Source organism: Mesorhizobium sp. INR15 (assembly GCF_015500075.1).
In the GTDB taxonomy this organism is placed as follows: domain Bacteria; phylum Pseudomonadota; class Alphaproteobacteria; order Rhizobiales; family Rhizobiaceae; genus Mesorhizobium.
The window spans coordinates 1,412,189-1,435,286 of record NZ_CP045496.1; the positions used below are offsets into that span (position 1 = coordinate 1,412,189).

22 protein-coding genes are annotated in these 23,098 nt (G+C 62.8%); 18 read left to right on the forward strand and 4 right to left on the reverse strand.

Annotated features, from left to right (window positions below):
* The first annotated feature begins 130 nt into the window (after positions 1–130).
* The 6 genes from GA829_RS06750 (at position 131) to GA829_RS06775 (ending at position 5,685) form a co-directional block, all read left to right on the forward strand.
* The gene (locus GA829_RS06750; protein WP_195177765.1) at positions 131–1,309 is read left to right on the forward strand and encodes a divergent polysaccharide deacetylase family protein; all 1,179 of its coding nucleotides are present in this window, start codon (positions 131–133) and stop codon (positions 1,307–1,309) included.
* 32 nt (positions 1,310–1,341) lie between these two features.
* Entirely contained in the window at positions 1,342–1,860 is a 519-nt protein-coding gene (locus GA829_RS06755) for an RNA pyrophosphohydrolase (RefSeq protein ID WP_195177766.1), read from the forward strand.
* 93 nt (positions 1,861–1,953) lie between these two features.
* Complete coding sequence (alr, locus tag GA829_RS06760) at positions 1,954–3,081, forward strand: alanine racemase (RefSeq protein ID WP_258052195.1); 1,128 nt, start codon at positions 1,954–1,956, stop codon at positions 3,079–3,081.
* A 270-nt stretch (positions 3,082–3,351) separates the two neighbouring features.
* Positions 3,352–3,771 carry a nucleoside diphosphate kinase regulator gene (gene rnk / locus GA829_RS06765; RefSeq protein ID WP_195177768.1) on the forward strand — a complete coding sequence of 140 codons (420 nt, stop codon included), beginning with the start codon at positions 3,352–3,354 and terminating at the stop codon, positions 3,769–3,771.
* 12 nt (positions 3,772–3,783) lie between these two features.
* Positions 3,784–4,314 carry a nucleoside-diphosphate kinase gene (locus tag GA829_RS06770; RefSeq protein ID WP_195177769.1) on the forward strand — a complete coding sequence of 177 codons (531 nt, stop codon included), beginning with the start codon at positions 3,784–3,786 and terminating at the stop codon, positions 4,312–4,314.
* A 114-nt stretch (positions 4,315–4,428) separates the two neighbouring features.
* Positions 4,429–5,685 carry a D-amino acid dehydrogenase gene (locus tag GA829_RS06775; protein ID WP_195177770.1) on the forward strand — a complete coding sequence of 419 codons (1,257 nt, stop codon included), beginning with the start codon at positions 4,429–4,431 and terminating at the stop codon, positions 5,683–5,685.
* A gap of 15 nt (positions 5,686–5,700) precedes the next feature.
* Here GA829_RS06775 and GA829_RS06780 read toward each other — a convergent pair whose 3' ends face one another.
* Together GA829_RS06780 and GA829_RS06785 are read right to left on the reverse strand one after the other, a co-directional pair.
* The gene (locus GA829_RS06780) at positions 5,701–7,860 is read right to left on the reverse strand and encodes a phospholipase D-like domain-containing protein (RefSeq protein ID WP_195177771.1); all 2,160 of its coding nucleotides are present in this window, start codon (positions 7,858–7,860) and stop codon (positions 5,701–5,703) included.
* On the reverse strand, positions 7,857–8,300 hold the full coding sequence (locus tag GA829_RS06785; RefSeq protein ID WP_195177772.1) for a hypothetical protein: 444 nt from the start codon (positions 8,298–8,300) through the stop codon (positions 7,857–7,859). The genes GA829_RS06780 and GA829_RS06785 overlap by 4 nt, the downstream gene beginning before the upstream one ends.
* A gap of 193 nt (positions 8,301–8,493) precedes the next feature.
* Between GA829_RS06785 and GA829_RS06790 the strand changes: the two genes are divergently transcribed.
* The gene (locus GA829_RS06790) at positions 8,494–9,069 is read left to right on the forward strand and encodes a hypothetical protein (RefSeq protein ID WP_195177773.1); all 576 of its coding nucleotides are present in this window, start codon (positions 8,494–8,496) and stop codon (positions 9,067–9,069) included.
* A gap of 5 nt (positions 9,070–9,074) precedes the next feature.
* On the opposite strand, the gene GA829_RS06795 is transcribed toward GA829_RS06790, so the two are convergent.
* Positions 9,075–9,956, reverse strand: coding sequence for a LysR family transcriptional regulator (locus GA829_RS06795; protein ID WP_195177774.1), 882 nt, complete (start codon positions 9,954–9,956; stop codon positions 9,075–9,077).
* Between the two features lie 152 nt (positions 9,957–10,108).
* Between GA829_RS06795 and GA829_RS06800 the strand changes: the two genes are divergently transcribed.
* Together GA829_RS06800 and GA829_RS06805 are read left to right on the forward strand one after the other, a co-directional pair.
* Complete coding sequence (locus tag GA829_RS06800) at positions 10,109–11,605, forward strand: CoA-acylating methylmalonate-semialdehyde dehydrogenase (protein ID WP_195177775.1); 1,497 nt, start codon at positions 10,109–10,111, stop codon at positions 11,603–11,605.
* Positions 11,606–11,900: 295 nt separating this feature from the next.
* Complete coding sequence (locus tag GA829_RS06805; protein WP_195177776.1) at positions 11,901–12,221, forward strand: hypothetical protein; 321 nt, start codon at positions 11,901–11,903, stop codon at positions 12,219–12,221.
* Positions 12,222–12,225: 4 nt separating this feature from the next.
* Here the strand turns inward: GA829_RS06805 and GA829_RS06810 are convergent, their stop codons facing one another.
* Positions 12,226–12,876: a GntR family transcriptional regulator gene (locus tag GA829_RS06810; protein ID WP_374940389.1), complete on the reverse strand. Its 651-nt coding sequence runs from the start codon at positions 12,874–12,876 to the stop codon at positions 12,226–12,228.
* A 111-nt stretch (positions 12,877–12,987) separates the two neighbouring features.
* Here GA829_RS06810 and GA829_RS06815 point away from each other — a divergent pair, with 111 nt between their 5' ends.
* The 9 genes from GA829_RS06815 to GA829_RS06855 all read left to right on the forward strand — a co-directional run bounded on the left by GA829_RS06815 (position 12,988) and on the right by GA829_RS06855 (position 23,023).
* Positions 12,988–13,881 carry a dihydrodipicolinate synthase family protein gene (locus GA829_RS06815; protein WP_195177778.1) on the forward strand — a complete coding sequence of 298 codons (894 nt, stop codon included), beginning with the start codon at positions 12,988–12,990 and terminating at the stop codon, positions 13,879–13,881.
* A 61-nt stretch (positions 13,882–13,942) separates the two neighbouring features.
* Entirely contained in the window at positions 13,943–15,193 is a 1,251-nt protein-coding gene (locus tag GA829_RS06820; RefSeq protein WP_195177779.1) for an NAD(P)/FAD-dependent oxidoreductase, read from the forward strand.
* Positions 15,194–15,208: 15 nt separating this feature from the next.
* Positions 15,209–16,210, forward strand: coding sequence for a 4-hydroxyproline epimerase (locus GA829_RS06825; protein WP_195177780.1), 1,002 nt, complete (start codon positions 15,209–15,211; stop codon positions 16,208–16,210).
* Positions 16,211–16,543: 333 nt separating this feature from the next.
* Complete coding sequence (locus GA829_RS06830) at positions 16,544–17,446, forward strand: branched-chain amino acid ABC transporter permease (RefSeq protein ID WP_195177781.1); 903 nt, start codon at positions 16,544–16,546, stop codon at positions 17,444–17,446.
* 4 nt (positions 17,447–17,450) lie between these two features.
* Positions 17,451–19,046 (forward strand): high-affinity branched-chain amino acid ABC transporter permease LivM, encoded by a 1,596-nt coding sequence (gene livM / locus GA829_RS06835; protein ID WP_195177782.1) that lies wholly within the window; start codon positions 17,451–17,453, stop codon positions 19,044–19,046.
* Positions 19,046–20,674: an ATP-binding cassette domain-containing protein gene (locus tag GA829_RS06840; RefSeq protein WP_258052199.1), complete on the forward strand. Its 1,629-nt coding sequence runs from the start codon at positions 19,046–19,048 to the stop codon at positions 20,672–20,674. The genes livM and GA829_RS06840 overlap by 1 nt, the downstream gene beginning before the upstream one ends.
* Positions 20,674–21,402, forward strand: coding sequence for an ABC transporter ATP-binding protein (locus tag GA829_RS06845; protein WP_195177783.1), 729 nt, complete (start codon positions 20,674–20,676; stop codon positions 21,400–21,402). Before GA829_RS06840 ends, GA829_RS06845 begins: the two co-directional genes overlap by 1 nt.
* Positions 21,403–21,419: 17 nt before the next feature.
* The gene (locus GA829_RS06850) at positions 21,420–21,767 is read left to right on the forward strand and encodes a DUF6867 family protein (RefSeq protein ID WP_195177784.1); all 348 of its coding nucleotides are present in this window, start codon (positions 21,420–21,422) and stop codon (positions 21,765–21,767) included.
* A 137-nt stretch (positions 21,768–21,904) separates the two neighbouring features.
* A complete protein-coding gene (locus GA829_RS06855) occupies positions 21,905–23,023 on the forward strand; it encodes a branched-chain amino acid ABC transporter substrate-binding protein (protein WP_195177785.1) in 1,119 nt (372 codons plus the stop codon).
* Positions 23,024–23,098 lie beyond the last annotated feature (75 nt).

Genomic DNA, 23,098 nt, shown 5'->3' on the forward strand with positions numbered 1-23,098 from the left:
CCGGCAGTTTGATTCGGGGACCCAGAGCAATTCCAGGAAAAGTGCGCAGCGGTTTTCCGTCCGGAATTGCGTAAAAGCAAGGAGTTGGAGCGGTTCCGTGAGCCACTCCAGGGCAAGGGGACACGCCGGCTTGGCTGAGATCGGCAAGGAGATAGAGCGCCCGCTCGGACAGTCTGTCCGGGCGCCGCGCGGTGCCGGCAAGATCAGCGTCGGGGCGGTCGGGGCGGCACTTGCCGTGCTGGCCGTGGTTGGTGTCTCCGGCGCGATCGCGCTGCGTGAGAAGCCGTTTCGAAAGCCGCAAGAAGTAGCCGTTTCAACGCCGAAGGTGACGGCAGCCGCCGAACCCGCCGCGCCGGCCGCACTGGCTCCCGTGGCGGCACCCAAGGTGGAGGCGCCGGCCAAGACTGGCGGCCCACAGATCATTCATGTGCAGACGGAAGAGGGCGATGGCCCGCCCAAGGCGGCTATTGTCATTCGCGACCCTTCGACCGTCGGCCAAAACCTGAAGATCGCGCATATCCCTGACAAGGCGTTGATTGAAACCAGCGAGACCGGGCCGCTGCCGATCCGGTCGGCTGACGGAAGGCGGCCCTTCGATGTCTATGCGCGGCCATGGTCCGGCGCACGCGGCGCGCGCGTGGCGATCGTTATCGGCGGGCTCGCCGTGTCGCAGACCGGCACGCAGGCGGCCATTGCCAAGCTGCCGGCGGAAGTGACACTGGCTTTCGCGCCGCAAGGCAACAGCATCGGCCGCTGGATGCAGGCGGCGCGCCAGAGCGGCCACGAGATCGTCATGCAGGTGCCGCTCGAACCGTTCGACTATCCCAACGTCAATCCCGGCCGCAACACGCTGACGGTGGCGGCAACGCCGGATGAGAACCTGAAGAGCCTGCACTGGGCGCTGTCGCGGACGACCAACTACACCGGCGTCATGAACTACATGGGCGCGCGCTTTTCTGCCGACGCGGCGGCAATGGGGCCGTTCATGGCCGAGCTTGGCAAACGCGGTCTTGCCTATATCGATGACGGCTCGTCGTCGCGCAGCCTTGCGCCTGATATGGCGCTGAAGGACGGTGTGCCCTTCGTTGCCGGAGACACGTCGATCGATGCCGTGCAGGACCGTGGCGCCATCCTGAAGAAGCTCGACGGGCTTGAGGCGACAGCGCGGGCGAAGGGTTCCGCCATCGGCATCGGCTCGGCCTTCGACCTGACCGTTGACACCGTTTCATCCTGGGTCATCGAGGCCAAGAAGCGCGGCATCGAGATCGTGCCGATTTCGGCGGTGGCCATTGATCCGGAAAAGGGCTAGCCACGGGGGCTGATCCTCCGGAACGATTCACGATGGCCAAGACGAAGAAGATCGACCGCGAAACGTTGCCCTACCGCCCCTGCGTCGGGTTGATGATCCTCAATGGCGACGGCCTGGTCTGGGTCGGGCATCGCATTGCCGAGCCGGACAGTGAATTCGCTGGCACGACCCAGCTCTGGCAGATGCCGCAGGGCGGCATCGACAAGGGTGAGGAACCGCTGCAGGCTGCGGAACGCGAACTTTATGAGGAGACCGGCATGCGCAGCGTCTCGCTGTTGGCCGAGGCGCCGGACTGGATCAACTATGATTTGCCCGATGACCTCGTCGGCATCGCCTTCAAGGGGCGATATCGCGGCCAGACGCAGAAATGGTTTGCTTTCCGCTTTCACGGCGACGCCAGCGAGATCGAGATCAACCCGCCGCCGGGCGGCCACACCGCTGAGTTCGACAAATGGGCATGGCGGCCAATGCAGGACCTGCCGGACCTGATCGTGCCGTTCAAGCGCCATGTCTATGAGGATGTGGTGGCCGCGTTCCGGCATCTGGCGTAGGCCGACATTGTTGCGATGCGCGTGATCTGACCTTACCAGTAAGCCGATCCGCCAGAAATCAGGGGCCGGATGAGCACTGCGTCCGGAAAGTCGATGCTTCAGGCACATGAGACAAAGTCGCCGTCTGTCGGCGATGCAGCAGCCAGCGCTATCCTTACGATTGATCTCGACGCGATCCGCGAGAATTGCAGGCGGTTGAAGGCAAGGCTCAATGGCGTGCGCTGCGCCGGCGTGCTGAAGGCTGACGGCTATGGGCTAGGCGCCAACCAGGTGGCGGCGGCGCTTGCCAAGGAAGGTTGCGATATCTTCTTTGTCGCTCTTCTCGTCGAAGGCGTGGCCCTGCGTCAGGCACTCGGGCCTGCCCCCGCGATCTATGTGCTGAACGGAATTCCTCCTGGCGCGGAGGGGCTTGCGGTGGCGGCGGGGCTTTGCGCTGTTATCAACAGCCCTGAACAGTTGGCCGCGTGGCGCGCAGCGGCTGGCAATGCCGGCCGGAAACTGCCAACGGCGGTCCAGGTCGACAGCGGCATGTCGCGGCTCGGCATCGCCCCCAGCGACGTCGAGCGCCTCGCCGCCGATCCGCAGGCTTTCGACGGCATCGACGTCACCTACGTGATGAGCCATCTCGCCTGTGCCGACGAGCCGCGAAATCCGGCCAATGAGCAGCAACGGCTGGCGTTCGAGCGGCTGCGCAAGCTGCTGCCGAAAGCGCCGTCGTCGTTCACCAATTCATCGGGCATCTTTCTCGGCCCATCGTATCACTACGATCTGGCCCGGCCAGGGGCAGCGCTCTACGGCATCAATCCGACACCGGCCGACCCGAACCCGATGCTGCCTGTGGCGCGGCTGGAGGCCAGGGTCGTCCAGACACGGATGCTGGAGGCAGGTGTGGGTGTCGGCTACGGCCATACGTTCCATAGCACCGCTCCTTTGCCCACGGCGACGATCTCGCTCGGCTATGCCGATGGATGGCATCGCCGTGCCTCGGCCGCGGCCTTCTTCGAAGGCGTGCGCTTGCCTTTCCTTGGCCGGGTCTCGATGGATTCGATTATTCTCGACATTTCAGCATTGCCCCCGGGCAAGCTCAAAGGCGGTGATCTGGTCGAGCTGCTCGGACCATCGCAGAGCGTCGATGACGCGGCTGGCCATGCCGGCACCATCGGCTACGAGGTGCTGACCAGCCTTGGACACCGCTTCGAACGGCACTATATCGGCGGTTGAGCGGTTTCGCCGCGCTTGACAAGCATGTGCTTGTCGGCAAGGCTCCGCGCATGAGCAACCTCGGCCATAGCAGAACCTTTTTCAGGGTTTGCCCGATCGCGGGATCGTAGCCCCGGCGCGGCCGCCTTTTGGCGTTCGTCCGAACCGGGGCATTTTTTCTTTCCGACATCCCATCATCGAGCCGACAACCATCGTGGTTAGCGGCCCTTCGTCAAGCCACCCTTGATCCGGTGGCAGCGCGCACTTCGTGCGCCATTCAAGAGGTTTGCCATGCAACACGCAACGAAACCGCACCCGAGGAACCGGCTGCGGATCAGCAATATCGACCACGACCGGCTGACAGTCCTGGCCAGGGCTTCGCTGGACCGCACGCCGGCCACCGCCGAAGAACTGCTTGGGGAAGTGGATCGGGCCACGATCATGACGGCCGCGGCAATGCCGGCCAATGTCGTGCGCATGGGTTCGACGGTGATCACGCAAGGCGGCAGCGGCAACCTGCAGCGCGTCACGCTGGTCTATCCAGGCTATGCCGACATCGCGGAAGGCAGGATCTCGGTCCTGACGCCGATGGGAACCGCTCTTATCGGGGCGGCCGTTGGCCAGACAGTGAGCTGGAAGAGCCGGGACGGTCGACAGCTGTCGGCGACCATCGGCGGCGTCGAAGCGCCGTCGCCTGACCCGCGGCCGTGACGGGAGGCTCAAATGACAGACACATGTTGCCTGACGACGAAGGACTTCTCGACCCTTGAGGCGATGCTGCAACGCCGGCGTGCTTTCGCCGATCCGATCGCGGCGGTGCTGGAAGAAAAGCTGTCGCAAAGCCGCGTCGTGCCGGTCGACGCCGTGAGCCCCGACATCGTGACGCTGAACAGCCGGGTGGTCTTTCGCATTGATGCCGGCCCGCTGGAAACACGCACCCTGGTGCAGAACGAGACACGCGGACCGGTTGGCTCGAGCCTGCCGCTCGGGACCAGGCGCGGGCTCTGCATGCTTGGCATGGCGCGAGGCCAGACGGCGTCGATCGAGCAGGCCGACGGCCGGCGCGAGCGGATCGCGATCGAGGCGGTGCTTTACCAGCCCGAGGCGGCGCGGCGTGCTCTGCAGGAAAAGCCGGCGCGGCGCCCTGCCGCTCTTACCCTTGTCTACAGTGCTCCTTGGGGCAGCCGTCCCCTTGGCGAGATCGGGAAAATCCGGCAGACAGAAGACAATGATCCAGGTCCCTCGGCGGCTTGATCAGCTTTGGTGGCCCAACCCAAAATCGGTATCGATTTTTGGGTTGGACCATGTGCAAAATCAGAAAGGCCACGCTGTCCCCGGACGGAGACGCGGCGCTGCAAGGAGTGAACAATGAAAATCATGGTGCTGGGCGGCGGGGTCATCGGGGTTACCACGGCCTATTATCTTGCCGAGGCCGGCCATGAAGTGACAGTCGTCGACCGTCAACAAGGTCCGGCGCTGGAAACCAGCTTTGCCAATGCCGGCGAGATTTCGCCCGGTTACGCCTCGCCATGGGCCGGGCCAGGCATCCCGTTGAAGGCGATCAAATGGCTGCTGATGAAGCACGGCCCGCTGGTGGTGCGGCCGGCTTTCGATCCGCACATGTGGACATGGCTGGTCAAGATGCTGCGCAACTGCACGGCCGAGCGCTACGCGGTGAACAAGGCGCGCATGGTGCCGCTGGCTGAATACAGCCGCGACACGCTGAAGGCGCTGCGCTCCGACACCGGTATTGCCTATGATGAACGCACGAAAGGAACGTTGCAGCTTTTCCGCACGCAGAAGCAGCTCGATGGCGTCGCCGGCGATGTCGCGGTGCTGAACAAATACAACGTCCCCTATGAGTTGCTCGACCCTGAAGGCTGTATCGGGGCAGAGCCGGCGCTGGCCGGGGTGCGCGAAAAGTTCGTCGGTGGCCTGCGGCTGCCGGGCGACGAGACCGGCGACTGCAAGATGTTCACCGACCGGCTGGCCGAGTTGTGCGTGGAGCGCGGCGTCACTTTCGAATACGGCACGTCAATCAAGCGTGTGGTGAAGAACCGCAATCGCATCACCAACATCGCCACCGAAAAGGGCTGGAGGGCCGCCGACGCCTACGTGATGGCGATGGGCAGCTATTCGGCCAAGTTCATGCGCTTCCTGAAACGGCCGATCCCGGTCTATCCGGTCAAGGGCTATTCGATCACGGTGCCAATCAAGGATGCCGCCCTGGCGCCAGAGTCGACCGTGATGGACGAGACCTACAAGGTGGCCATCACCCGGCTCGGCAATCGCATCCGGGTCGGCGGCACCGCCGAGATTTCCGGCTTCGACCTGCGGCTGCACGAGTCACGGCGTCGGACGCTTGAACATTCGGTCGGCGATCTCTTCCCCGGCGGCGGTGACATGCGGGAGGCTTCGTTCTGGTGCGGGCTGCGGCCGATGACGCCGGACGGACCGCCTCTGGTCGGCCGCACCGAATACTCGAACCTCTATCTCAACACCGGCCACGGCACGCTTGGCTGGACCATGGCCTGCGGTTCGGCCAAGGTTCTGTCCGACATCATCTCAAGCAAGGTGCCTGATATCGATGTGCGTGATCTCGGCCCCGAACGGTATCAGCGATAGGGGCCACGTCAGCGTTCAAAAAGCCTGGCTGACCCAATCCTCGTCGAAGAGCAGCCGGTAGGCCCAGGGAACCGTCACGTTGGTGGCGACCGGGTTCGAGTGGGCGACGTAGTCGTCGTAGATCGGCTTCATCCTGGCGTAGAAGCCGGGATCGAGCACCATCAGGCCATTTTCGCTGTCGTGGAAGAAGCTGCGGTTGTTGAGATTGACCGACGAGATGGCGACCAGCCTTTCGTCGATCATCATGATCTTGGAATGCAGCACGACATCAGGCGCCTTGAATTCGCGGATGTTGATGCGGTCGCCATATTTCTCGACGAACAGCTTGTTGAGCGCGGTGAGAAATCTGCCACCGATGTCGCCCTTGAGATCGATGCGGCCGACAATGTCGATCTTGACGCCGCGCGCCAGCGCCCGGTCGAAGGCGTGGGTTAGCTTCGGCGTCAGGTTGAGATAGGGATTGACGATCTGGATGCGATGCTGGGCGGCGTCGACCAGTTCGACGAAATAGTCCTCCAGCGCGTGGCCGTCCTCATAAGGCACCGAAATGAAATGCCGCGCGGTGCCTTGTGGCTGGCGGCTTGAAGAGGTGACCGGGATGGAGAACGGCCGCGTCAGGTTGGTGTCGGCATCGCGCAGCCACAGGGTCGAAAGATGCGCGGCGAGCGTCTCGACCGTGGTCCGGTCGGATATCTCGATGTCGAAGTCGCTCCAGTTCGAATAGTAGTTGAGCGAAAGCCCGTCGGTCTTGCCGTATTGCTGCAGGTCCGGATAGCGCGACAGGTCGATCGGCTGGTGGAACAGGAAGCCGTCATGGATGTTGCGGCCGCCGATGATGACGCGCGAGCGGCCTGGATCCTCGGCCAGCGTTGCCAGCATCTTGACGTGAAGGGTCTTGTGCAGCTGTGAGATCTGCTCGTCGATCGGTGCGCCTTGGTCCGCATGCCAGCGATATTCCTGCAGCTCGACATTGGGGAATTCAGCCGCCAGCCGGTGCAGCATCGCGTCATCCTTGTCGCGCTCCAGAACATCGGTGACCATGATGCGCACCTTGGTGCCAAGCGCGGCATGATGGCGGATGAGCCGTTCGATGATGCAGCCGGAAAAGTCCGCCTTGAATTCCAGCGACGACAGGTAGATCAGCTTCAGCCTTGGCGCTTTGGCGAAGTCGAGCGGCAGTTCCGGATCGCCTTTGTCGATGGCGGCGTCGGACAGCGGTGCACCCATCAGCGCCTCGACCTTCGCGTTGAACCCATCCCGCGACTTGCGCAACAGACGAGGCTGGCCGATCGGCAAGGCGCATGTCTGCGACAGCCAGCGGCCGGCATAAAAGGCTTGAGCGAGGGCATCGAGCCCAGTCGGGTTCGGCGTCGGACAGCGGTCGTAACGACTGTCGAAACTGGCGAGTGAGGGGTCGGCCTTTTCTTCGCGAAGAATCGTGAGCGGCGCGCCGGTTGGGGCGAGGCTTGACCGCGTGCTCAGGCTGCAACGGTTCAGGCTGTCTTCGGGAAACAGGCTGACAGAGATGTCGCCGGGCGCAAGGCGGATGCGGAAAGCCGTTCCTGGCGCAAAGCGGCGCGTGGTGCCTGCCTGGCGGATCGCCAGCGCACCGTCACAAGAGCCGGCAATGTCGACCGGTTGGCTGCCGGCTTGCCGTAACATGATCTCGACCGAGCGGGCCTGCAAACCGGAGAAGGAAAATGTCTTCGGCGCCGTGGGCCGCGCTGAAGCGTCGATATAAAGCGTCTGCCGTGACACGCGCCAGCGCCCGATGAAGCGGCCTTCGCCACTGTTGTTGCCAGCCGGGGGCAGGTGCGGGATGGCGACTGATATGGCCAGTTGTTGAAGTGTCCGGTAGGCCGCCTGGAAATCGCTGTTTCGGATTTCATGACGGTCATGACCGAAAGGGCCGGTGCCATTGTCACGATCCATGGCGCCGATTTCGTGATGAGCAAGCAGTGCCTGGAAGCGTCTCTCATAGTCGCTGGCGCCGGCATCGCCGAAAAACTGGGCAGCCGCGATCCGTGAATGCGTTGTCTCAGCCGAGAACGAAGGCCGTGCGCAAGCCTGCTCGCCGGGGAAGAATTCGCAGGACTTTCGTCCAGCTGGTCCCGCACAGCCGCCGATGAGCGTCAGACCGAGCAGGGCCAGGACAAGGAATGCTCGGCCTGTCACCCGGCGGCTCCGGCTTTCAAGACGGCCAGTTGCGCGGGGTCGCGCGGCGGCATGAAGCCTTGCGGGAAAACCTTGCAGATCGGAATGGCGAAGGTTGCGATCAAAAGCTCGGCCTCGTCTCGCATCTTGCCCGGTGCTGTCTTGTCATCGCGGATCGCCTTGGCCGAGGCGACAAGGGCGCCGTCGCAGTCACAATGGTTGTAGCGGGCGATGTAGCAGGCATCATGGGTTTGGCAAACCGCGTCGAGGCGGTCGACCGGCCGGGCGGAGAGATCACCGGTGCGGGTTCCCGGGCCGCAATAGTTGCCGATGACGAAAGGCGAGGGCCGTGCCATGGCATAGCGGATCGGCTTGGGCAGCTCCGCTTCCGGCACTTTTGTCCAAGGATTGGCACAAGCGGAAAGGAAAGCCAAAAGCAGGATGGCAAGAACGGCTCGCATATCTATCCGTGCCTGTTTTCTGAAAGATTCACCACCCGGCAATCCCGCTAGCGGCAGTCGCCGCACGCCTGATGACACACTGGCCGGTTTTGTGGCAAGGAAAAGGCGGCGTGGATGGCCCGCCTGCGTTCGCCGTGTCGGTACAACCTGCCTGGAAGGCGCCACCCGAGCCAGGCATTCGCGAGTATCAGCGATGCGCCTCTGCCTTCTCGTCACGACCGTTGGATTTGTGTCCTGTGCCTCGCTGGCCGCCGCCGCCGATAAGACCATTCATGACCAGGACAACGGGTTTTCGCTGACTTTTCCTGAAAAGTGGACCAAAGAACCGCCTTCCGGCGAGGCGATGTTGCGGCTCGTGATAAATTCCGGCGATCCAAGCCTCACCTGTATGGTATCTGCCTCGCTCTACAACACATCCGGGCCGGGCTCGCCGGCCGATCCCCGCAAATTCATCGAGGACTGGTCGATGAACACATGGAAAGCGATGATAGGTAGACCTTTCAGCACAGCTGATTTCAGCAATGACAAGCTGGCAAGATTTCCGGACGGCTATCCCGTGCGACTTGCCGATGTGGACTTCACGGTAGAAGACAAGAATGTCAGCCTGCACGGCCATTCCAGGTTTGCGTTTTCGGTGCGTGGCGCGCGCTTCGGCTATGTCAACTGCGCGGTGATCAGCGAAAACATCGAACAGGTTGAGCAGATGTGGGCGCCGCTGGCGGAGCAGGCTGAACGGGTGGTGAGTTCTTTCGTCCTCGATGCGCGATGAAAGTTCTACACGAACAGGCTTCGTTCGCGTTCCACCGCCTTGGTGATGAAGCTGGCGACGATCTGGATGCGGCGTAGCGGCCTGACGGACTCATGATAGACCAGCCAGTAGGCGCGGCGGATCGGCGCCACGACATTGACGGGCAGCAGTTCCGGCATCGAGCGGGCGACGAACGTGTGCAGGATGCCGATGCCGGCGCCTGAGCGGACTGCCTCGGCCTGGCCAAGTGCCGAGGAAATGGCAAACGCAGTGCGCCAGTCGGCGCTGAATTCGGCCGCGTAGTCGAGCGAGGGGCTGACGATGAGGTCGGGCACATAGCCGATAAGCGTATGGCTGGAGAGCTCGGCAGGGGTCCGCGGCAGACCGTTGGCTTCGGCATAGGCGCGCGAGGCAAACAGGCCGAGCGAGTAGTCGACCAGCTTTCCCGCCACCAGCCGGCCTTCGGTCGGCCGCTCGACGGTGATGGCGATGTCGGCCTCGCGCCGCGACAGCGAGAAGGAGCGCGGCACCGGCACCAGCTGAATGGTCAGTTCCCGGTGCAGGGCAGTGAGCGCGCCAAGACGCTTGGCCAGAAAGGCGACGCCAAAGCCGTCGGGCGCGCCAATGCGCACGGTGCCCGAGACATCGTCGCCCTCGCCTGAAATGGTCGAGCGCGCGGCGATCATGTCGGCTTCCATGCGCTCGGCGATGTCGAGGAACCGCTCACCCGCCGGCGTCAGCTCGCTGCCCGTGGTCAGCCGGCGAAACAGCTTTGTCCGCAGCGCGTCTTCAAGCGCCACGATGCGGCGTGAGACGGTGGCGTGGTTGAGCTCAAGCCGCCTGGCCGCGCCAAGGATCTGGCCGGCACGCGCCACCGCCAGAAAGATACGCACGTCATCCCAGTTCATGGCGCTCCCGCTGTCAAAGCGATCGTTTGCGAAAATTCATACTCAACGTGTAACCGTTGTTTATTTCACGCACAACGGTTGCGTTCTGGCTCGCGTTGCCATCGGCGGTGCAAAGGCGGAGAATGCCTCATCACAAACCAGGGAGAGAAATCATGATCGAATACGGTCATTTCATCGGCGGCAAGCATGTCGCCGGCACCAGCGGCCGCAAGCAGGACGTCATGCAGCCGATGGACGGCACGGTGCGCGGCACGGTCGCGCTGGCTTCGCAGGCGGAACTGCGCGCAGCGGTCGTCAACGCAAGAGAAGCGCAGCCGAAATGGGCGGCCACCAACCCGCAGCGGCGCGTACGCGTGCTGATGAAGTTCCTCGAACTGGTCGCCAAGGAATATGACTCGCTCGCCGAGATCCTGGCGCGCGAACACGGCAAGACCATCGCCGACGCCAAGGGCGACATCCAGCGTGGCCTCGAAGTGGTCGAGGTCTGCATCGGCGCGCCACATATGATGAAGGGCGAATTCACCGACGGCGCCGGCCCCGGCATCGATGTCTACTCGATGCGCCAGCCGCTTGGTGTCGTTGCCGGCATCACGCCGTTCAATTTCCCGGCGATGATCCCGCTGTGGAAGATCGCGCCGGCCATCGCTTGCGGCAATGCCTTCATCCTGAAGCCATCGGAGCGTGATCCGGGCGTGCCGATGCGCATCGCCGAACTGTTCCTCGAAGCCGGCCTGCCGGCGGGCATCCTCAACGTCGTCAATGGCGACAAGGACGTCGTCGATGCCATCCTCGACGATCCTGATATCAAGGCCATTGGCTTCGTCGGCTCGACGCCGATCGCGCATTACATCTATTCGCGCGGCACGGCAGCCGGCAAGCGCGTGCAGTGCTTTGGCGGCGCCAAGAACCACATGATCATCATGCCCGACGCCGACATGGACCAGACCGTCGATGCGCTGATCGGCGCCGGCTACGGCTCGGCCGGCGAGCGCTGCATGGCGATCTCAGTCGCGGTTCCGGTCGGCAACGACACCGCCAACCGGCTGATGGAAAAGCTGATCCCGCGCGTTGAAAGCCTGAAGGTTGGCCCGTCTACGGATTCTTCCGCCGATTTCGGTCCGCTGGTGACGGCGCAGGCGCTGGAGCGCGTCAAGGGTTACGTCGATACCGGCGTCAAGGAAGGCGCCACGCTGGTCGTCGACGGCCGTGGCTTCTCCATGCAGGGCTACGAGGACGGCTATTATATGGGCGGCTGCCTGTTCGACAATGTTACCGCCGACATGCGGATCTACAAGGAAGAGATCTTCGGGCCGGTGCTCTCGGTGGTGCGGGCGCCGACCTATGAGAGCGCGATCAAGCTCGCCAACGATCACGAGATGGGCAATGGCGTCGCCATCTTCACCCGCGACGGCGATGCCGCACGCGACTTCGCCTCGCGTGTCCAGGTCGGCATGGTCGGCGTCAACGTGCCGATCCCGGTGCCGATCGCCTACTACACGTTCGGCGGCTGGAAGGCCTCGTCGTTCGGCGACCTGAACCAGCACGGCCCGGATGCATTCCGCTTCTACACCAAGACCAAGACGGTAACGTCACGCTGGCCGTCGGGTTCGAAGGACGGTGCGGAGTTCGTCATCCCGACTATGAACTGAGTTCTTGATCCGGAATTCGGTTAGAATCTAAACAAGCGGGCGCTCTCGGGCGCCCGTTTTGCGTCTGGTGTTTGTGCGCCTTGCGTCAGATGCACGGCCCCAAAAAGGCCGCTTGTTTTCGCACGAGGACCTCACCATATCGAATCCAGGGAGCGTCATAGCTGTTCCCGACGACAGACCGGAAACCAGAAGGAGTGACGTGATGAAGACGTCGAATCCGGCCTGGAGCGTTCCGGCATATTGAGGCGGCCGATGTGCCTCCCTTGCCGAGACGCGAAGGCAAAGGAGGTGCCCCATGGCACGTACATTCTTGTTTCGATGGATGAAGATGGTCACGAGCGGCGCCGTGATGGCGGGTTTGTCGGCTCTCCCCGCTCAGGCCCAAGTCGTCTGCGGCGGCCACGGTGATGTGGTCGCGCGACTGGCCCAGGTCTTTCAGGAAAAGCAGCTCGGCTACGGCGTGGTTGGGCGAGCCGCGATCATCGAGATCTATGTCTCGGCGAGCGGCAAATGGACCATGCTGATAACCGACGTGAAGGGCCAAAGCTGCATACTTGCGGCGGGCGACGGTTGGGAAAATACCTTCGCGGTCGCCGCCAAGGCGCACGGAGCCTGAGCCGTCATCGCGTCGCGGCCGCTTCGGCGTGGCCGCGCAGCAATGCCATCAGCCGCTTGGCGTCCTTGGCGGCGGCTTCCTCGTCGCCGTCGAGGATCGAGCGGATCAGCGCGACGTGGTGTTCGGCCGATTCCGCCAGGCCGGTGTCGGCCTTGTAGCGGAACCAGAAGCGTCGGCTGTGCGTCTGCAAGGGCGCTGCCAGCCGGGCTGCGAACGGGTTGTCGGCGGCCAGCGCCAGCGCTTCGTCGAGCGCCTTGTCGGCCTGGATGAAGGCCAGCACATTGCCTGAGATCACCGCCTTCTGCATTGCCAGCGCCGCATCGTGGAACAGGTCGGCTGCCTCTCGGGTGACGAAGCGCGCGGCCGAACGGGCCAGCACCACTTCGACGCCACGGCGCGCGTCGAGCACGCGCAGCCAGTCGCCGGGGTGAAGCGGGGCGATCGCAATGCCGGCGCGGGGCCGCACGTCGAGCAGCCCTTCCCAGGCCAGCCGCTGGATCGCCTCGCGCACCGGCGTGCGGCCGAGCCCGAGCCTTTCGATCAGCGCGCCCTCGGTGACGAAGCTTGCCGGCGCCAATTCGAGTGTGACGATCATTTGCTCAAGCACATGATAGGCCTTGATCGCGGCCGGTTCGATCGCGGTGCTTGCTTCCATGGATATCAAACGCGCTCTCCTGATATATCTTGCATATATCATAACGGAATCCGCATTGACAGGCAGTTTCTTAACAGATATATGGCTGATATATCAGATGGAGAGATGATCATGTGGACCGGAGTTTTTCCCGCAGTCACGACCAAATTCACCGAGGATGACCGCCTCGACCATGCCGAGATGGAGCGCTGCTACGCGCTGCAGATGGAGGCCGGCTGCGACGGCATCATCGTTTGCGGATCGCTCGGCGAAGGGCCGATGCTGTCGCCGGACGAGAAGATCGAGGTTCTGAAGATCGCGCAGAAGGTGGCAGGCAAGAAGCCGGTGCTGCTGACGGTCAACGAAGCCGGCACCCGTGAGGCGGCCAGCATCGCGAAGCGCGCCGCCAAGGAAGGCGCCAACGGCTTGATGGTGGTGCCGAGCCCGATCTACCACACCAACGAGGAAGAGACGGTCGCGGCACTGCGTGCCGTCGCCCAGGCCGGCGACCTGCCTGTCATGATCTACTCCAACCGGCTCGCCTACCGCGTCGATGTCAGCGTCGACCAGATGGAAGAACTGGCATCGGACAAGCGCTTCGTCGCCATCAAGGAATCATCCGACGACATCCGTCGTTCGACCGAGATCATCAACCGCCTGGGCACCCGCTACGACCTGTTCACCGGTGTCGACAATCTCGCCTTCGAGGCACTGTCAGTCGGCGCCATTGGCTGGGTGGCCGGGCTGGTCACCGCGTTCCCGCGCGAGACGGTCGCCATCTACCAGTTGATGAAGCAGGGCCGCCGTGAAGAGGCGCTGGCTATCTACCGCTGGTTCCGGCCGCTGCTCGATCTCGACGTGTCGACCTATCTGGTGCAGAACATCAAGCTTGCCGAAGTGTTCGCCATCCAGACCAACGATCGTGTCCGCATGCCGCGCCAGCCTTTGTCGGGCGAGCGCCGCAAGGCGGCCGAAAAGATCATCAAGGACGCCCTGGCCGTGCGGCCGACATTGCCGCGGTTTTGAACTGACAGCCATCGTATCTCCGTGAGAGGGCATTTCTCTGCATGCAGCGCGGCGCGCAATCATGAACAGTGACGCTGGACTCGACATCGCCATTGTCGGTGGCGGCATCATCGGCATCTGTGCGGCTGCGTTTCTTGCCGAGGCAGGGCGCAGCGTCACTGTCTTTGATCGCACGGGCATCTGCGAGGAGACCAGTTCCGGTAACGCCGCCGCCTTCGCCTTCTCGGATGTGCTGCCGCTTGCCCACAAGGGCATGATCCGGCAGCTGCCAAAATGGCTTGCCGATCCGCTCGGCCCGCTCAGCATTCCACCCGCCTATCTGCCAAAGCTGCTGCCCTGGCTGTTCCGCTTCTGGCGTGCCGGAGCGCCTGGGAATTACGAGGCCAGCCTCGCCGCGCAAGTGACGATGATGAAGCTCGCCGAGGCCGAATGGGCCGGGCTGATGGCGCGGTCCGGCACGGCAGGGATGCTGCGCGAGGATGGCTCTCTGGAACTCTACGAGAGCGAGAGCGAATTCAAGGCATCGCTGTCCGGCTGGTCGGCGCGGCAACGTTTCGGCATCGGCTTCCGCCATGTCGAAGGCGGCGATCTGGCGGACCTGCAGCCCGGCCTGTCGCCGCGTTTCATCAAGGGCACATTCGTACCGGGCTGGAAGACGGTCGCCGACCCCAAGCTGCTCGGCAAGGCGATCTGGGCTTACGCGGAATCCCGGGGCGCGCGCTTTGAAAAGGCCCGGATCGACAATGTCGGAGCGGGGCAATACGGCGCAACGCTGACGCTCGCCGACGGCTCGACACGGCAGGCCAGGCATCTCGTCATCGCCGCCGGTGCCTGGTCGCATCTGCTCGCCGCGAACCTCGGCGACCGCATTCCGCTCGAAGCCGAGCGTGGCTACAACACGACGCTGCCGAAGACCGCCTTCGACGTGAAGCGCCAATTGATCTTTTCCGGCCATGGCTTCGTCATCACGCCTCTCGAGACCGGCCTGCGCGTCGGCGGCGCGGTTGAACTCGGCGGCATCGAACGGCCGCCCAACTATTCCAGATCGAAAGCGCTGTTGCAAAAGGCGCGGACATTCCTGCCCGGGCTCGATCCGTCGGGTGGCCGCGAATGGATGGGGTTCCGCCCGTCATTGCCGGACTCGCTGCCTGTCATCGGGCGTGCGCGGAAGAGCCCGTCGGTGATCCATGCCTTTGGCCACGGCCACCTCGGCCTGACCCAGTCGGCGGCCACAGGCCGCTTGATCCGCGATCTTGTCCTGGCGCAGACTTCGCCGATCGATCTAGCCCCCTTCAGCCCGCAACGATTTTAAGTTCCGAGGAGTGTCATGGCCAAGAAATCCTTCTTCTGCATAGACGGCCACACCTGCGGCAACCCCGTGCGCCTGGTCGCCGGCGGCGGCCCCTTGCTGCACGGCTCGACGATGATGGAGCGGCGCGCGCATTTCCTCGCCGAGTATGACTGGATCCGCACCGGGCTGATGTTCGAGCCGCGCGGCCACGATGTCATGTCGGGCTCGATCCTCTATCCGCCGACGCGCGATGATTGCGACATCGCCATCCTGTTCATCGAGACCTCGGGCTGCCTGCCGATGTGCGGCCACGGCACCATCGGCACGGTGACGATGGCCATCGAGCACGGGCTGATCAAGCCGAAGACGCCGGGCATGCTGCGGCTCGACACGCCGGCCGGTCTCGTCACGGCCGAGTACAAGCAGGTTGGCGACTATGTCGAGGAGGTGCGGATCACCAATGTGCCGTCCTTCCTCCATGCCGAAGGGCTGACGGTCGAATGCCCTGGGCTGGGCGAAATCAGCGTCGATGTCGCCTATGGCGGCAATTTCTACGCCATCGTCGAGCCGCAGAAGAACTATCGCGACATGGCCGATCATTCGGCCGGCGACTTCATCGCCTGGAGCCCGGTGGTGCGCCAGCGTCTCAACGAGAAGTATTCCTTCGTCCATCCGGAGAATCCGGGCATCAACCGGCTGTCGCATATGCTGTGGACCGGCAAGCCGACCCATCCCGAAGCCGATGCCCGCAACGCCGTCTTCTATGGCGACAAGGCAATCGACCGCTCACCTTGCGGCACCGGCACCTCGGCGCGGATGGCGCAGCTGCACGCCAAGGGCAAACTCAAGGCCGGCGACGACTTCGTCCATGAATCGATCATCGGTTCGCTCTTCAAGGGCAGGGTCGAAAAGGAGGTCGCGGTGGCCGGCAAGCCGGCGATCATACCCTCGATCGGCGGCTGGGCGCGCATGACCGGATTGAACACGATCTTCATCGACGATCGTGACCCATTTGCACATGGCTTCGTCGTCAAGTGATGGAATCCTGCCCCGGCGGAAAGAAATGGAGCGAAAAACGGATTGCGCCGGTAGCGCAACGATTCTTCTAATCACCTAATTTTGACGACGATTCCTTCGAAACCGAGCGCATGATGCGGTCGAATCATCAAGGACATTGCGTTATGCCAATGATAGGGTCCGCGATAGTCCAGGGGCCGGATCGGAAAAAACGGGCAATTCGATGGCGTGTCGGGAAAACACGCATGACGATTGAAAAATCACGTTGCAATCCGGGCTCGAAACTTTACGACTAGGGGAAATACCAAAAGGAATGCGTCTGCATGGGCGACATTCCAGGGGAGCCATGTACACATGCAGTACTTTGTCCAGCAGCTTATCAACGGGCTGACGCTGGGATCGATCTATGGGCTGATCGCAATCGGCTATACGATGGTCTACGGCATCATCGGCATGATCAATTTCGCCCATGGCGACATCTTCATGGTCGGCGCCTTCACCGCCCTGATCGTCTTCCTCATCCTCGGCGCGTTGTTCACTTCCGTGCCGGTGGTCCTTGCGCTGCTGGTCATGATGATCGTGGCTATGCTGCTGACCAGCCTCTACAACTGGACGATCGAGAAGGTCGCCTACCGGCCGCTGCGCGGTTCTTTCCGGCTGGCGCCTCTGATCACCGCCATCGGCATGTCGATCGCGCTATCCAATTTCGTCCAGGTTACGCAGGGGCCGCGCAACAAGCCGATCCCGCCAATGGTGTCGACCGTCTACAACATCAACGGCATCAGCGTGTCGCTCAAGCAGATCATCATCGTCATTGTCACCGCGCTGCTGCTGGCGCTGTTCTGGTATCTGGTCAACAAGACCTCGCTCGGTCGAGCGCAAAGAGCCTGCGAACAGGACCGCAAGATGGCGTCGCTGCTCGGCATCGACGTCGACCGCACCATCTCGATCACCTTCATAATGGGTGCCGCACTTGCGGCGGTCGCCGGCACGCTGTTCCTGATGTATTACGGCGTCATCGCCTTCTCGGATGGCTTCACACCGGGGGTCAAGGCCTTCACCGCCGCGGTCCTGGGCGGCATCGGCTCGCTGCCGGGTGCCGTGTTGGGCGGGCTGCTGATCGGCTTCATCGAGAGCATGTGGTCGGCCTATTTCTCGATCGACTACAAGGACGTCGCGGCGTTCTCGATCCTGGCCATCGTGCTGATCTTCCTGCCTTCCGGCATCCTGGGCCGGCCAGAAGTCGAAAAGGTCTGAGACCATGGCCGTCAACCCATCTCCGGAGCGCGACATCGTCGCCACCCCCGTGCAGCGCGGTTTGCGCGAAGCCCTCTATGCCGGCGCCATCTCGCTTGGCCTTTTCGTGCTGTTCATCGGCCTCAAGACCGGCCAGAACATTTCCAATGAACTGGTGCTGACCTCACGCTGGGTTTTGCTGGCAGTCGTGGTGATCGCCACGGCCGTCGGCCGCTTCTTCTATGTCGCCTACGGCCAGCCTTTCATAGCCAACCAGAAGATCGCCAACGTTGCCACCGGCCTGATGCCGGCCAGCGTCGCGTCACGCTTCTTCCAGCTGCCGTGGTTCATCGCGGCCGTTGTGGCGGCGGTGCTGCTGTTCGTGTTGAACAGCTCTCTCGCTGGATGGGTGGGAGCAGAACCGGCCGGGTATCTGCAATTCCTGCGCGCCCTCGCAGTCATCTATGTGCTGGCTTGCGTAATCTACTACTTCCGCGCTTTCATCCATGCCAACTTTACCAAATTGGGCATCACAGCGTTGGTGCTGTACCCGATCCTCGTGGTCGTGGTGCTGTCGCTGAATGCCTGGTCGGTTGTCGGCGGGCTGCAAGGTTCGCTGAAATGGGTCGATAATTTCGGCATCCAGATCCTGATCTACGTGATGCTGGCCTGGGGTCTGAACATCGTCGTCGGCCTCGCCGGCCTGCTCGACCTCGGCTACGTCGCCTTTTATGCACTTGGCGCCTACGCCTATGCGCTTCTCGCCACGCATTTCGGCCTGTCTTTCTGGATCCTGCTACCGGCCGCCGGCGCCATGGCCGCCCTATGGGGTGTGCTGCTCGGCTTCCCCGTGTTGCGGTTGCGCGGCGACTATCTGGCGATCGTCACGCTTGCCTTCGGCGAGATCATTCGCCTGGTGCTGATCAACTGGCGCGAGGTCACCAACGGTTCGGCCGGCATCTCCGGCATCCCCAAGGTCAGCTTCTTCGGCCTGATGACCTTCAACGTGTCGGACCCCAATTACATCGCCAAGGTGCTGCACATCGCCCAGTCGAGCGCCTACTACAAGATATTCCTCTATTACCTGATCCTAGGCCTGTGCCTGCTCACCGCCTTCGTCACCATCAGGCTGCGCCGTCTGCCGGTCGGCCGCGCCTGGGAAGCGCTGCGCGAGGACGAGATCGCCTGCCGGTCTCTGGGCATCAACACGACGACAACCAAGCTCACCGCCTTTGCCACCGGCGCCATGTTCGGCGGCTTCGCCGGCTCGTTCTTCGCCGCGCGGCAGGGTTTCGTCAGCCCGGAATCCTTCGTCTTCCTGGAATCGGCCATCATCCTGGCGATCGTCGTTCTCGGCGGGATGGGCTCGCTGGTCGGCATCGCGGTTGCGGCGATGGTGATGATCGGCGGCACCGAGGCGTTGCGCGAGCTCGACTTCCTCAAGCAGATCTTCGGACAGGATTTTACACCAGAACTCTACCGCATGCTCCTGTTCGGCATGGCCATGGTCATCGTCATGCTGTGGAAGCCGCGCGGCTTCGTCGGCAGCCGTGAGCCGACGGCCTTCCTCAAGGAGCGAAGATCTGTCTCCGGTTCCTTCACCAAGGAGGGCCACGGCTGATGAACGCGAACCCGATTCAGAAAGCCAACCCGGGCATGAACGACGCGATCCTGCAGGTCGATCACCTGTCGATGAAATTCGGCGGCCTGGTTGCCATCGGCGATCTGTCCTTCGCCGCCAAGCGTGGCGAGATCACCGCGCTGATCGGACCGAACGGCGCAGGCAAGACCACGGTGTTCAACTGCATCACCGGCTTCTACAAGCCGTCGGAAGGCATGATCACGCTCAACCGCGCCGACGGCTCGAGCTTCCTGCTCGAACGCCTGCCCAACCATGAGATCCCGGCGCGCGCCAAGGTGGCGCGTACCTTCCAGAACATCCGGCTGTTCTCGGGCATGACGCTGCTGGAGAACCTGCTGGTGGCCCAGCACAACAAGCTGATGAAGGCGTCGGGCTACACCATCCTTGGCCTGTTTGGCTTCAGCAGCTACCGCAAGGCTTCGGCTGAATCGGTCGAGCTTGCCAAGCACTGGCTGGAGAAGGCCGACCTTGTCGATCGCGCCGATGATCCGGCCGGCGACCTGCCCTATGGCGCGCAGCGGCGGCTGGAGATCGCACGCGCCATGTGCACGGGGCCCGAGCTTCTGTGCCTCGATGAACCGGCGGCGGGCCTCAACCCGAAGGAATCGCTGGCGCTCAATACCTTGCTGATGGACATCAAGAACACGTCAGGCACCTCGATCCTGCTGATCGAGCATGACATGTCGGTGGTGATGCAGATTTCCGACCACGTCGTGGTGCTGGAATACGGCCGCAAGATCTCGGACGGCAGCCCGCAGTCGGTACGCACCGACCCGCGCGTCATCGCCGCCTATCTCGGCGTCGACGACGAGGAGGTTGAAACCGTCCTCATCGAAGTCGGCGACGAGGACGTCATCGAACAGCTCGATACAGGTCCTGATGCCGCGCACGGTCCGGGGACATCATCGTCGTTTCTGGCCGGACCGGTGACGGATACGGTCGGCCACAGCTCGGGTGAGCGCGTGACCGTGGCGAAGGGTGCGTCAAAGGCCGGCCAGGTCGATGCCAGGTCGCTCGCGGCGGCAAACAGGGCGGCCACACTGGCCGAGACGCCGGCTCCTGCCTCGAAGCCCGCGGCGGCAAAGGCCAAGCCGGCTCCGAAAGCGGCTCCGAAGGCTGTGGCTGGGACGGCAGTGAAATCCACGGTAGCCAAGCCGGCTGCCAAGGCTCCGGCAGCGGCGAAGTCCGAGGGGATTTCAAACCGGCTGGCGGCGCCGCGTGACGGCAAGGCGGACAACCTGACCCGCATCAAGGGCATCGGCAGCGTCAACGAGAAGAAGCTCAACGACCACGGCATCTTCCATTTCGACCAGATCGGTGCCTGGAAAAAGGCCGACGTCGAGGCGGCCGAAGCCTATCTCGCCTTCGACGGGCGCATTGCGCGCGAGGAGTGGGTCAAACAAGCCAAGCTGCTCAGCCAGGGCAAGGACACGGAGTTCTCGCGCCGCGTCGATGCGGGCAAGGTGGCGACGAGCCATGCTTCCGGGAAAACCGCAAGTGCGGCTTCCGGGAAGACCGCAAGTGCGGCTTCAGGGAAGGCGGCAAGTGCCGCTTCAGGGAAGACCACTGCCAAGCCTGCTCAGGGCAAGCGCGGAGGGAGCAAGTGATGGCCGAGACAACGCTGCTCGATATCAAGGGCGTGGAGACCTACTACGGCAACATCCGGGCGCTGAACGGCGTCGATGTCACCGTCAAACAGGGTGAGATCGTGGCGCTGATCGGCGCCAATGGCGCCGGCAAATCGACGCTGATGATGACGATCTTTGGTGCGCCACGCGCCCGGTCCGGCACCATCACTTTCGCCGGCACCGACATCACCCAGATGCCGACGCATGAGATCGCGCGCATGCGCATTGCCCAGTCTCCGGAAGGCCGGCGTATTTTCCCGCGCATGACGGTGATGGAAAACCTGCAGATGGGCGCCAGCCTCGATAACCTCAAGCACTATGACGAGGATGTCGAGAAGGTGTTCACGCTGTTTCCTCGGTTGAAGGAACGCATCGCCCAGCGCGGCGGCACGTTGTCGGGCGGCGAACAGCAGATGCTATCGATCGGACGCGCGCTGATGGCCCGGCCGAAGCTGCTTTTGCTGGACGAGCCGTCGCTCGGTCTGGCGCCGCTGATCGTCAAGCAGATCTTCGACGCCATCCGCGAACTGAACCGCACTCAGGGACTGACCGTGTTCCTTGTCGAGCAGAACGCCTTTGGCGCGCTGAAGCTCGCGACGCGCGGCTATGTCATGGTCAACGGGAATGTGACGATGAGCGGCACCGGCAAGGAGCTGCTCGCCAATCCGGAAGTGCGCGCCGCCTATCTCGAAGGCGGACATCACTGAGTTCAGGAGTCTTCATCATGCAAGGCATTATCTACGAGGAACCGTCGATCTGGCAGTTCTTCTTCGTCACCTGTTTGCTTGGCGGCTGGGCGGCCTGGATGACCGGCAAGGCCAGCGCGCAGACCTGGCGCAGCTTCATCCAGCTGTTCGCCTATATGCTGGGTCTCGGCGTCGGCATCCGCTTCATCCATCATGCGCTGTTCGATGGCACCATGTTCTCGCTGCATTATTACATCGTGGACACCATTGTACTGATGATCCTCGGCTTCATCGGCTATCAATACACACGAACAAACCAGATGGTGACACAGTATAATTGGCTCTATGAAAGAGCTTCAATCTTGAGCTGGAAACCGAAAGGTTGACGTTCATCATTAACGCCGCTTCGGGGATGAATCGGCGTGACAAGTGCCTGAAAATCGGCAAACTATGCTTTCTGCGATAAGGGTGGGCATCGCATGAAAGCTTCATTCACGCCCACTCCGTAAATGGGAGCGTTTAAATGAAAAAGTCACTTTTGTCCGCCGTCGCCCTGACCGCGCTCGTCGCGTTCAGCGGCAGCGCGTGGGCTGACGTACTGATCGGCGTTGCCGGTCCCATCACTGGTCCGAACGCCGCCTTCGGCGCACAGCTGCAGAAGGGTGCCGAACAGGCCGTCGCCGACATCAATGCGAAGGGCGGCATCAACGGCGAGCAGATCAAGCTCGAAGTCGGCGACGACGTCTCCGATCCGAAGCAGGGCATCTCGGTCGCCAACAAGTTCGTCGGCGACGGCGTGAAGTTCGTGGTCGGTCACTTCAACTCCGGCGTCTCGATCCCGGCATCGGAAGTCTATGCCGAAAACGGTATCGTCGAGATCACTCCGGCGGCGACCAACCCGCAGTTCACCGAGCGCGGCCTCTGGAACGTGTTCCGCACCTGCGGACGTGACGACCAGCAGGGCGGCATCGCCGGCGCCTATCTCGCCGCGAACTTCAAGGACGCCAAGATCGCGGTGGTCCATGACAAGACCACCTACGGCCAGGGCCTCGCTGACGAAACCAAGAAGGCGATGAACGCCGCCGGCGTCAAGGAAGTCATGTACGAAGGCATCAATGTCGGCGACAAGGACTTCTCGGCGCTGATCGCCAAGATGAAGGAAGCCGGCGTTTCCATCATCTACTGGGGCGGCCTGCACACCGAAGCCGGCCTGATCATCCGCCAGGCGGCTGACCAGGGCCTCAAGGCAACGCTGATTTCCGGCGACGGCATCGTGTCGAATGAGCTGGCTTCGATCGCGGGTGACGCGGTTGCAGGCACGCTGAACACGTTCGGCCCGGATCCGCGCCTGATCCCGGCGAACAAGGAACTGGTCGAGAAGTTCCGTGCGGCCGGCTTCGAGCCGGAAGCCTACACGCTCTATGCCTATGCAGCCACGCAGGCGATCGCCGAAGCAGCCACCGCTGCCAAGTCGAACGATCCGCAGGCAGTTGCCAAGGCGCTGCATGAAAAGGGTCCGTTCAAGACCGTGCTCGGCGATCTCTCCTATGACGCGAAGGGCGATCCGACACTGCCCGGCTACGTCATGTACGAGTGGAAGAAGGGCGACGACGGCAAGTACACCTACATCCAGAAGAAGTAAGCCTCTCGGCTTTGGTATCCAGGAAATGCCCGGCGCTTGCGCCGGGCATTTTTTTGTTTTGAGCTGTTGCTTTTT